The organism is Geitlerinema sp. CS-897 (assembly GCF_028368005.1).
GTDB classification, from domain to species: Bacteria; Cyanobacteriota; Cyanobacteriia; order Cyanobacteriales; family Geitlerinemataceae; genus Baaleninema; species Baaleninema simplex.
Genome location: NZ_JAQNCQ010000070.1, coordinates 1 through 11,365 on the forward strand (window position 1 = coordinate 1; position 11,365 = coordinate 11,365).

General features: G+C 49.4%; 9 protein-coding genes. 4 read left to right on the forward strand and 5 right to left on the reverse strand.

Features of this window, described 5'->3' with window-relative positions:
• Positions 1-543: 543 nt before the first annotated feature.
• Both psb28 and POG22_RS03590 read right to left on the reverse strand, forming a co-directional pair.
• Positions 544-879: a photosystem II reaction center protein Psb28 gene (gene psb28 / locus POG22_RS03585; RefSeq protein WP_026097315.1), complete on the reverse strand. Its 336-nt coding sequence runs from the start codon at positions 877-879 to the stop codon at positions 544-546.
• 300 nt (positions 880-1,179) lie between these two features.
• Positions 1,180-2,730, reverse strand: a complete 1,551-nt coding sequence (locus POG22_RS03590; protein ID WP_498903669.1) for an efflux RND transporter periplasmic adaptor subunit — start codon at positions 2,728-2,730, stop codon at positions 1,180-1,182.
• 897 nt (positions 2,731-3,627) lie between these two features.
• Here POG22_RS03590 and POG22_RS03595 point away from each other — a divergent pair.
• The 4 genes from POG22_RS03595 to POG22_RS03610 all read left to right on the forward strand — a co-directional run bounded on the left by POG22_RS03595 (position 3,628) and on the right by POG22_RS03610 (position 7,864).
• Positions 3,628-4,194, forward strand: coding sequence for a Uma2 family endonuclease (locus tag POG22_RS03595; protein WP_498903671.1), 567 nt, complete (start codon positions 3,628-3,630; stop codon positions 4,192-4,194).
• A gap of 229 nt (positions 4,195-4,423) precedes the next feature.
• Positions 4,424-6,064 carry a hypothetical protein gene (locus POG22_RS03600; protein ID WP_498903673.1) on the forward strand — a complete coding sequence of 547 codons (1,641 nt, stop codon included), beginning with the start codon at positions 4,424-4,426 and terminating at the stop codon, positions 6,062-6,064.
• Between the two features lie 34 nt (positions 6,065-6,098).
• Positions 6,099-7,322 (forward strand): RNA-guided endonuclease InsQ/TnpB family protein, encoded by a 1,224-nt coding sequence (locus POG22_RS03605; protein ID WP_498903676.1) that lies wholly within the window; start codon positions 6,099-6,101, stop codon positions 7,320-7,322.
• A 2-nt stretch (positions 7,323-7,324) separates the two neighbouring features.
• Positions 7,325-7,864, forward strand: a complete 540-nt coding sequence (locus tag POG22_RS03610) for a hypothetical protein (RefSeq protein WP_498903678.1) — start codon at positions 7,325-7,327, stop codon at positions 7,862-7,864.
• 18 nt (positions 7,865-7,882) lie between these two features.
• Here the strand turns inward: POG22_RS03610 and POG22_RS03615 are convergent, their stop codons facing one another.
• The 3 genes from POG22_RS03615 to pyk all read right to left on the reverse strand — a co-directional run bounded on the left by POG22_RS03615 (position 7,883) and on the right by pyk (position 11,326).
• On the reverse strand, positions 7,883-9,100 hold the full coding sequence (locus POG22_RS03615) for an acetate kinase (RefSeq protein ID WP_498903680.1): 1,218 nt from the start codon (positions 9,098-9,100) through the stop codon (positions 7,883-7,885).
• A 77-nt stretch (positions 9,101-9,177) separates the two neighbouring features.
• Entirely contained in the window at positions 9,178-9,810 is a 633-nt protein-coding gene (locus POG22_RS03620) for a histidine phosphatase family protein (RefSeq protein WP_498903682.1), read from the reverse strand.
• 94 nt (positions 9,811-9,904) lie between these two features.
• Positions 9,905-11,326: a pyruvate kinase gene (gene pyk / locus POG22_RS03625; RefSeq protein ID WP_498903684.1), complete on the reverse strand. Its 1,422-nt coding sequence runs from the start codon at positions 11,324-11,326 to the stop codon at positions 9,905-9,907.
• Between the last annotated feature and the right edge of the window lie 39 nt (positions 11,327-11,365).

Sequence of the window (11,365 nt, forward strand, 5' to 3'; positions counted from 1 at the left end):
ACTTCATAATTTTGTCGAGAAATATTATTGTAACTTATAAAGTGGACGAGTTAAGTCAATTCAGATTTATACCTTGAGCAAGACGGCTTCTTGTTCATTTTCCACCCCCAGCTTTTGATAACTTTTTCAGCAAACCCTAGGAAGGAACGCTGCGTATCGGCTATAACTTCAACCTATCGAGGGCGGCGGGGAAATTTTCTCTCTCAGTGGAGGGAATTTTCACAATTGCGTTCTGATGGCGTCTGACTTTAGGTAGAGTTGTTTAAATGATAGTTCGTTAAATTGTGAATCTCTTCTTGCATCTGTATCTTGGGGAATACAACACCTTTTTGCTACAAGAATGATTTTTTCTTCAGAAACCCCCAGGTCTTGGGGTGCATCTCAAAAAAATGTAAATCTATACGAGAAAATAAGGATTTTAACCTCCAATCCTCATGTTTTTTTCAAAAGTTGAGATTCACCCAGTTGTTTGTCCGAACTCAAGTTTGAAGCGAACGGCCGAACGGAGCAGTTAGGACACTATCCCGTTCGGTCGAAGTGTTCTTACGCTTTCGTAAAGCCCAACCCGTTTTCCTGGGCGTAACGCTCCATAAAGCGCATGAAGCGATCCCATTCCGCCGTAGATTTGATCGCCACGATCGCTTCGAGAGCTTCAGGTTGACCGTTGACGAACTTGCCCTTAACTTCTCGCGTCACCAGTTCGCCTTCTTCATCGACCAAATACATCCCCGTAATTTCTTCTTCAAAATCTTGTTGGAGGGCGTTGGGTTTTTCAAAATAAAAAATCGCGCGTCCGTTGGTTCCATCTTTCGATCGTGTCAAACGTACGTCAGGGACGATTTCTTCCTTAACACCTCTTGAAAACTCGATATGAGCCATAAAGCCACCATAAACAACGAAATACTCGGAGGAACGCATTGGGAAAGTCAATCGGGATTGCCGGTGGGTTGCAAACGCAAACTTCGAGAATTGCCAATTCGAGAGTTGCCAATTCGAGAGTTGCCAATTCGATAACAACAGACACTGCAATCTCGCTCGATCGCGTAACTCCTTTAAATTTCAACTTAACACAGTCAGCGGCCTTGACGATAGGTCGTGGGAAAGGGGCAAGGAGAGGGTTCGCCAATCTGCCATTTCTGCAATTTTCGCACCGTTAACGGCAAGAAAACCGTAAATTTTCTACGATTCGTCTAAAATATCGTCGCGTTCTTGACCTTCAGGGAGTTCGACGAAGACGCGATCGCCCGCACTGACCCCCTCGAGAATTTGCACGCGATCGCCGATCGTCGGGCCGAGCGTCACGGGTTGAAACTCAGCCCGATCGCGATCGTTGGGAACCAACACCCCAGTTTCGCCGCGACGGGTGACGATGGCACGAATGGGTAACACCAAAGCATCGGAGAGGCGATCGCCGAGAAACGTTAAATCGACGTTCATTCCCGATCGCAGCTTGTCTTCGCCCGTGAGAACGTCCAAGCGCACCTGAAACAGCGTCACATCTCGTTCCTCGACCGCTTCGGGGGCGATAATCTTCACACGTCCTTCAAATACCTCATCGGGATAGGCATCGGCGACGATTTCGACAGACTGGCCGGTATAAATCTGGCTGATGTCAGCTTCGGGAACCTTGGCTAAAACTTCCAAGCCTTTGGCTAAGGCGACGATCGAGGTGGAGGTGGCCGAACTCACGTCCGAGGCGGAGGTGGCCGGCGTCACGAAGGCTCCTACGTCCGCGTAACGTTGGGCGATAATGCCCGAAAACGGCGCTCGAACGCGCGTGTCTTCTAGCTGCACTTCGTAATACCGCACTTGAGCTTCGGCTTCCATCACGTCCGCTTCTGCCGAGGCAATGTCTTCGGGGCGGGTTCCGTTGAGGAGTTCGTCGAGGCGCGCTTGGGCTTCTTCTAGGGAAGCTCTGGCTGAAGCGACTTCTGCTTCGGCGCGATCGATTTCCTCAATTCTCGCGCCGTTTCGCAACCGTTCTAAGCGCCGTCGGGCTTCTTCGGCCGAGGCGCGAACCTGTTGCAAGCTGGCACGAGCGCGGCGTTCTTCGTCCACGGCGCGATCGAGATCCTGTCGAGAAATGGCACCGTCGCGATAGAGCTGTTCGTTGCGGCGCACGTCTTGCTGGGCTAACGTCACCCGCGATTCGACTTCTGCGATGGCAGCTTCTGTCCGCCCTACCGCCGCTTCTGCTTCGGCGATATCTTCGAGGCGGCTTCCAGCACGGAGTTCTGCTAGTTGTGCTTGCGATCGCTCCCACTGCGATCGCGCTTGACGCACTCCTGCCCGAGCGCGATCGATCTCCTCGGGACGCGCGCCGTTTTCGAGTTCTGCTAAATTGGCTCGGGCGCGATCGAGTCGGGCTTGGGCTTGCGCGAGTTGTGCGGCGATTTCCTGGCTTTCCATTTGGGCGACGACTTCGCCTTGAGAGACGCGATCGCCCTGTTCGACGAACAGTCGTTCGAGGCGTCCTTGCACTTTCGGGCTGAGGTTGACGCGCTGTTCTGGTTGCACTTCTCCCGTGGCTTCGATGCGTACTGTCACGTCGGCGGCCTCGACGGGAACGGTTAACTCTGCAAGATTGTCAGTTTGGGATGTGGTATTCTGTCGGGTGACGATCGCCACCGAACCAACGCCGAGAACTCCTGCAACTACGAGTCCGGCGATCCAAGGGTTAGGATGCTTGAGTTTTCCAACGATCGGAAGCTGCATAAAGACACCGGACATTTGTGGATTAGCCAATTCAACACAACAGACCCTCTTATTTGGGTATACCAAATTTTAGAAGGGTAAGAGGTTCGTACCGAAAAATCGAATTGCGATCGCGAGGAATGTGTCAGTTTTTCAACTGGCTAAGTTTTGACGCGCTCTCGTTTTCGTGTATTCCGCTCTATTCCATTGTAGATAAGGCATATCACCACTTCCAAGGGCAAAAAACCGGGAAGGAGATGGGTTTTCCGAACATGGGAACGTCGTGACAAAGGAGGCGATCTCCTTGAGCTTTAACGGCTCTCCGAGTGTGACTCTGCTAAATCTTCACCAAAACGCACTCAAGACTCGAACGAACGGATGCATCTCAATGGATGTAAAAATATAGCAGTCCCAAATGAGTCGTCATTAAAACACCCGAAAAAATCTGATTCCCCGTTCCCGATTCCCTTTTTGTCGGCTCTTCGGAGTTTAGGGTGACAGAAAAACTAACTTCACGAGATTTCAAGGGTTTTGGCTCTCGAATTTTCGATTTTTTGTATCATGCTATACATTTATAACCACAAACTCCGAAGACCCTTTTTGTCTCAATTTTGTTACACAACTAATTTTGGGTGGCTATATGAGTTTGAGGTAGGTTGAACTTCGGCTTCGCTCAGTCCATGGGTGGAGCAATAGCGAAACCCAACAACAGTTTAATTCAGTGCAGAGACTCCGACCTGATAAATTTACATTTTTGAAATGAATCCGAACGATCTGGATCGATTTTTTTTGTTCAGCCTAAATTTTAAACTAAAATTAGCTTACGAAATTTGAATTTTAAAAAGCTTGTTTTTTATGGCAAAAATATATTAATTTCAATACTAAAATTTCAAAAATCTGCTATACTCAAAAATAAGTTCGCTAGTAAAACCGATGGTTGTCAACTCCCTGCACTGGACTACACGAGACCTCGACGCCATGCCAGACGATGGCGGTTGGAAGAGATACGAAATCGTTAACGGAGAACTGTTCGTGACTCGTGCGCCTCACCTTCGCCACCAAAGCGTCGCCGGAAAACTGCACGTTCGCTTAGCAATTTGGTCGGAACAAACAGGTTTAGGGAATGCATTTCAAGCACCAGGCGTTATTTTTTCGACCCAAGATGCCGTAATTCCAGATGTGGCTTGGATTCGTAAAGAAAGCCTAGAGAATGGAATTGATAACGCCGGACACTTAATCGTTGCGCCTGAGTTAATTGTCGAAGTTCTCTCTCCCGGCGAACTGAACGAACGGCGAGATAAGGAAGTTAAGCGAAAACTCTATTCGTTGCATGGCGTTCGGGAATATTGGATTGTCAGTTGGCAGCGCCAAATGTTAGAGGTTTATCGGCGTTCGGAAGCTCAACTTTCGCGGGTTGAAACGCTGTTTGTGGGTGACATTCTGTCTTCGCCATTGTTACCGGGATTCAGTACGGCAATCTCGGAGATTTTTCAGCAGTAGCTTGGGTTTCCTGGCGTCAACCCAACAGCCAATCTGTAGAAACACAGACATTCCTGTAATTCCACGGAATTTGCTTTATAAATATTTACGATCCGATAGAGTCGATCGCAATTTTTTACAGAATTTTTACATAAGTTTATTGCTATTTGGGAGATCGCGCCCAAAAATTTGCTATCTTCAAAGTTAGGATTGTTATCGCTAGTTCGTTACCGAGCGAAATTAAGTCAAAATGAATCAAGATTTACAAGAACGCGCCAAACAAGGCGATCCCGAAGCGATCGCAATTATTTGTGAATTGTGTCAAGCATTAAATGTATTACAAACAAGGGTGGTAAATAGTATAAATATTGTTTCATATAAAAAAGCTCACAATAATTTAAAAATAGATGTTTTCTCAAAACAAGAGGTAGATAAACAAGTGAAAAAAGATTATAAAGCCTCTGAAGTACAGAAAAGACTCCGCTTGTCAATTAGAAACTCGATCGAATCAAACACAGTAGAACTATATAACGTGTTTGTTCCTTATTCCATTGCCCAAAATGGCGGTTCGATTCAAGTAATTTTGAAATCGGGTCACTCTATTGATGCTCAAGTTCCAAAAAATGCCCAAAATGGAACGCAATTAAAACTAAAAAAACATGAATTTAACGGGCGCACTATTTTATTAGTATTGCATATACTTCAAGCAGAAAAATTTAATATAGATGACAAAATTCATAAAATAATTAATAACGCTCTGATTCAATTAAATACTAAAAGGCGATGTCGAGAAGTTTACTTTAATCTAAAAGAAGGACAGTCAGTATCCGATTGGGACGCTCTTAACATTTTAGATGTTATGGTGGAATCTTCTAGATCGAAAGAATTAACAAAAAACCGTTATCAAATTGCCAGTGAAAATAGTCGAATTTGTGCGATTCAAGATTGCATTGATATGGCACTAGAAGCGTCAAACTTAAACGAGATCGATCGTAAGGTTTTGCAAGCTGTTTTTCAGTTTTTAAAATCTGGAGAACCGATTTACGAATTCGAGCGACTCAATCAACTCGATGTTATCGTTCGCTCTTCTACACTACATCAGTCTCTTAAAGAACTGTATGCAGTAACGAGTACCAAATCCAAAGCCCTAGCAGTCGATTCGGCAATTCTTGGCTTGCTGTATAGTGCCTGTAACAGTCAAGACATTCTCGAGCGAGTGAAAATCCTTTACAGTCAAATTCGAGAAGGAAATCGAGAATCGAACCCCATAAAAATCAAAGATTTGAAAGCCTTAGAAATTCTCGATGCAATCGTCTTCCAGTCTGATTTACCCACAGAGTACAAAGTGATTTATCTGGTGACTCGTATACGTGCGACTCAGTCTGGCGATAAGGAAGAAATCGAAAATATAGAATCTTCAGTAGATGCTTCGGAGGCGGTTGACAAATTACGTGAAGCTGTCGAACGCGCCTCTAAAATTGGCTCGACTACCACAACAGTAATGAGTAGTGTAGGTGTCAAAGCTGGAACCGGCGTTACCATTGCCTCGCTTCAAGGTGCTGCTGCAACCAACGCCACTCTCGCCGCGTTAGGTGGCGGTTCAGTCGCCGCCGGCGGGTTAGGAATGCTGGGAGGTTTAACGGTTGCTACTGGGGGGGCTGCATTGATGGGTGCCGCTGCCTTTGTATCGATCGCGGCGATGTCGAATATGGACAGCCGAGATAAAGTGAACTTAGGCATTGCGGCGGTGGGTGGAACTCTGACCAGTGCTGCAACTGTCGGTACAGCTTGGACGTTAGTCAGTACCTTTGGTGTCGCCGGTACCGGAACAGCGATCGGTACGTTATCAAAAATTTTGGGTTTAAAACCCCGCCCTTCTAGGGCGGCTTGACCGTAAAATGGGCAGAGAGGGTTTAAACTCCCAAATGACACTTCGAGCATTCCGATATCGCTTCTATCCGACTCCTGAGCAAGAGTCCCTCTTGCGGCGGACTCTCGGGTGCGTGCGGCTCGTGTACAACAAGGCGTTGGCAGCGAGATCCCAAGCTTGGAAGGAGCGACAGGAGAAGGTGGGGTATCGCGAAACCTCAAAGATGTTGACGCAGTGGAAGCAAGAAGAGGCGTTGCAGTTTCTCACAGAAGTCTCTGCGGTTCCCCTCCAGCAAGGATTGCGTCACCTCGATAAGGGATATTCCCACTTTTTCACCGGAAGAGCCAAGTATCCCCGTTTTAAAAAGAAACGGAATGGAGGTAGCGCCGAATTTACCAAAGCGGCGTTTCGTTGGCGAGATGGTTCTCTGTATTTAGCGAAAAGCCAAGAACCCCTCAACATCCGATGGAGTCGTCAACTCCCCAAAGGCGCGGAACCCTCGACCGTCACGGTGCGACTCGAACCCTCGGGACGATGGCACGTCTCTATCTTGTTAGACGACGATACCATCAAGCCGCTTCCCCAGTCCGAGAAAAGCATCGGCGTCGATGTAGGAATCGCCCATCTCGCCATCACCAGCGACGGCGAAAAAGTGGAGAATCCTCGTCATTTGACGAAACATTACAGACGCCTGAGACGCGCCCAGAAAGCTCTCTCTCGCAAGATGAAGGGTTCTCGGAATCGAGAGAAGGCGCGTCGCAAGGTTGCCAAGATTCACGAACAAATTCGAGACGCTCGGAGCGACTACCTGCACAAACTGACAACCCGCCTCGTTCGCGAAAACCAAACGATTGCGGTGGAAGATTTGTCGGTTAAAGGGATGGTGAGAAATCCCAAACTCGCCAAACACATCTCTGATTGTGCGTGGGGAGAGTTCGTCAACCAACTGGACTATAAATGTCAGTGGTACGGGCGTACTCTCGTCAAGGTAGATAAATGGTTTCCGAGTAGCAAATTGTGTTCGAGTTGCGGACACAAAATGGATTCGATGGCTTTGGATGTCAGAGAGTGGACTTGTCCGAAATGTGGGACGGTTCACGACCGGGACATCAACGCCGCACGAAACCTCTTGGCGGTGGGACACACCGTTACAGCCTGTGAAGCGAGTGTAAGACTTGAAGGATCTCGATCCGGAGAGCAACTGCGAAAAACCCGTAAGGGAAGGAAGCAGGAACCCAAATCGCGAGGTTTGGGAATCACCGTCCTTCCAGGGCGGTGAGGATGTCAACGGGTGCTGCCGCTTACAGTGCGACAATGGCAGCTCTCGGGGGACTTGGAGTCATGACGGGTGGGGCGGCGTTAATTGCCGGAGGAGCCGGATTCGCCATTTGGCAACTTTTGAAAAAAACAAAAGATAACCCCGATCGCATTATCAAACTGCTGGAAGCGTCAATGTATACCGTTTCCGAGGAAATGTCGCATCCAGTACTCACACAAATCAAACATCATTTGAGCGATTTGAAAAATATTTCGATCGCTCCTAATATTCCCCTCGATCGCCTCATCGATGAAATCGCCGACATGGGTGGATTGGGAAAAACTGAAAAAGTCTTCGCCTGCCTCGATCTCAAACTTTTAGGCATCAAACAAGGCAGTATGTTACTCACGGACTCTCGCATTCTTTGGAAAAAAATGTGGGATAGTCCGAAGGCTAGACTTTATCGAGATTGGAAGCACTATAAAGAATCAATTCCGCAATTGGGCGAAGAACGGGCAGATCGCGCCTTAAAACGTTTTCTAGCTCAAGTTAGCAACCTCTAAATTCGATCGCTCTCTTTTCTAACCTACCTTCGCCAACTTCCAACATTCCCCCGCGATCGCCCAATCCTCCTGAGCGCGAATTATTAACACTCGTACCGTCGAATTCATCGCCGCAATATCTGAATCCTTCACAGACGCGGCGTTTTGGCGCGAATCGAGTTTTAATCCCAAAAAATCTAACCCCGCACAAGTTGCAGCCCGCACGTCGGCGGAATTTTCCCCCACACCTGCCGTAAATGCCAAAACATCTAACCCCCCTAACTGGGGAATCATCGAGGCGATCGCACTCTGCAATCGAGAGACGTACATCTCAAACGCCAACTCCGCGCGATCGCTCCCGTTTTCCATCGCCTTGAGGATCGATCGCATATCCCCCGACTCCCCAGAAACGCCTTTGAGTCCCGATTCCTTATTCAGCATCTTATCCACGCCCTCAAAATCGAACCCTTCCTCTCGCATCAAATACATGGGAATCGCCGGATCGATCGAACCGCTACGACTCCCCATCATCAACCCTTCCAACGGCGTGAAACCCATCGTCGTATTCACACTCATTCCGTCGCGAACCGCCGCCAGAGAACAGCCATGTCCCAAATGACAAGTTATAACCCGCAACGACGCTAACGGTTCCTCGAGGAGTTCCGCCGCACGTTCGGCACAATAGCGATGGCTGATACCGTGGAACCCATACCGACGGACTCCCTTTTCAAACCAGCGATAGGGAATCGGATACGCCGACACCGACTTCGGCATTTGACTGTGAAACGCCGTATCGAACACCGCCACTTGTGGCACGTCTCCCAACACTTCCTCCACAGCGAGGATTTCTTCTAAATGGGCGGGGTTGTGGTTGGGGGCTAAGGGAATCAAATCTTCAATGGCTTGTTTCACCGCTGGCGTAATAAGCGTGGCGTCCGAATACTCCGTTCCCCCGTGAACCACACGATGACCGACAATGGCGATTTCCGACAACTTCTCGAGAACCTTCGTTTCGCCCTGCACCAGCGTATCCAGCATTTCCCCCAAACCGTGGGCCCGAGCATAAATCGAGAGTTCGCTTTTTTGCTTCGTGTCGTTGGCTTCGACAGTTAACAGTCCGTATTCCGTTCCCACGCCCCAATCGATGGTCGCTTCCCAAATCGGTTCTTGGGGCGTATCGGGAAACCCCGCCTCGGGAACGTCGTACAAACAGCTTTTCTGAGAACTCGAGCCAGCATTCAGTACGAGAATCTTCATAATTGAAAATTGATAGTTGAGAGAGAACAGGGAACGGGGAACGGGGAACGGGGAACAGTTTTTTCCTCAACTCCTAATCACGTCCCCGGTCGCGTGCGGAGGTTTTCGTCGAGATAGGATCGATCGGCTAAGGCGTGCATTAACGGCCCGTGTTCGCGAAATTCGACAATACTCACACCGCCGACGGGCATGGCGATGCGATCGCGGAACCGCCCTGGGTCGATTCCTAACAGACTGCAAATCATGATGCGAATCGTCGCTTTGTGAGATACGACTAACACGTTGCCCGTCTCGTGGCGTTCTTGAATCTCGCGAATCACTTCCGACGATCGCCTGGCCGCTTCGATGCCCTTTTCGCCACCCGTGGGGGCGTTCCAACCGGGATCGGTCAACCAACGGATGTAATCGTCATGAAATTCCTGGTTGACCTCATCGGGGGTTTTGCCTTCCCATTTTCCATAAGCGAGTTCTTTAATTCCCTCGCGAATCTGGGGCGTTAAGCCAGTGCGATCGCACAAAAACTTCGCCGTCGCCATCGTCCGTTTCATAGGACTGACATAAGCAGCTTCCCACGGAAGATCGGCATAAGCCTCGGCGAACTGGTGTGCCATTTTCGACCCATCTTCCGTTAAATCTGGGTCGAGATCGCCGCAGTATCCGCCGATTTTGCTGTGAGTGGTTTCGCCGTGTCGGATGAAGAAGAGTTTCATAGTTTCTCAGGAGAACAAGGGAGACAAGGAAGAGACGGTTACCTGTGAACTGTCTTCACTGGTGACTGGTGACTGGTGACTGTAAAAAGCCTCATCACCTCGTCTCCGAAATCGTGTGGAGTTTGATGAAATTCGTGCCTCGGGAGATTTTCGTGGGGATGCCGCCAACGATTAAAATGCGATCTCCCGGTTGCGCCAGTTCCCGTTCTTGTAAATCCGTTTCTGCATGGGCAACCAACTCCTCAAAGCTGTCACCGTCGTCGTCGATGAGAATGGGTTTGACGCCCCAAATCAAATTCAAACGGTGGTACACGCGGCGAGAGGTGGTAAACGCCACCACCAAGGCTGTCGGACGCTCTTTCGAGGCAATTCGCGCCGTGTAGCCGGAACTGGTGAACGCCGCGATACAACGTAAATCCAGAATGCGATCGATCGTGTTGAGGGCTTCAGTCAGAGCATGGGTTTCGTCAGTTTCCGGGGGCGGGTGGTTCTCGAATTCCGCCTCTGGTTCGATCTGACGGGCAATTTTGGCCATCATCTTAACGGCCTTCAGTGGATATTTTCCAACCGCCGACTCTCCCGACAGCATCACCGCATCGGTTCCGTCGAGAATAGCGTTGGCCACATCGCTGGCTTCCGCCCGTGTCGGACGGGGTTCGCGAATCATGCTGTCGAGCATTTGCGTGGCGGTAATCGCTGGAATTCCCCGCATATTACACGCTCGAATGATGCGCTTTTGCAACATCGGCACTTTTTCCGGGCTGACTTCCACGCCGAGATCTCCTCGGGCGACCATTAAGCCATCGCATTCGACGACAATTTCATCGAGATGTGCGATCGCCTGGGGTTTTTCGATTTTGGCGATGACGGGAACGTGGTTTTCGCCGTGTTTGGCGATAAATTCTTTCAACTCGCGGATGTCGTCAGCAGTACGAACGAAACTCAACGACACCCAATCGACCCCTTGAGACAAGCCGAATTGGAGATCCTGCTTGTCTTTGTCCGTCATCGAGGGCAATCGTAAATCTAAACTGGGGATGTTGACGCCTTTGCGACTTTTGAGACAGCCACCTTCGACGACGCGACAGCACACGGCGTTTCCTGCGATCGCCTCGATTTCAAGTTCCAGCAAGCCATCGTCGAGAAGGATCTGCGCCCCCGGCTTGGCTTCTTCAGCCAGATATGGATAATCGATTCCGGCGGTTTGGGGTTCTTCCCGATATTCCGACACCGGAACCAGCGTCAGCGATTCCCCTTCGTTGATGGGAATTTCACCATCGGGGAGTTGTCCGATACGGATTTTCGGACCCTGCAAGTCTTGCAAGATGGTAATGGGCGTGTCGAGTTCGGCAGAGATGGCCCTCAAATTCGTAATGGTTTTGGCGTGGTCGTCGTAATTCCCGTGGGAGAAGTTCAAGCGGGCGACACTCATTCCCGCTTCCACCATTTGTTTGATGACTTCAGGAGAACTACTGGCCGGACCGAGTGTCGCTACGATTTTTGTCCGATGCATCATGGGTGATTACCTTTTGGGAGAGGGGGAGAGGGGGAGAAG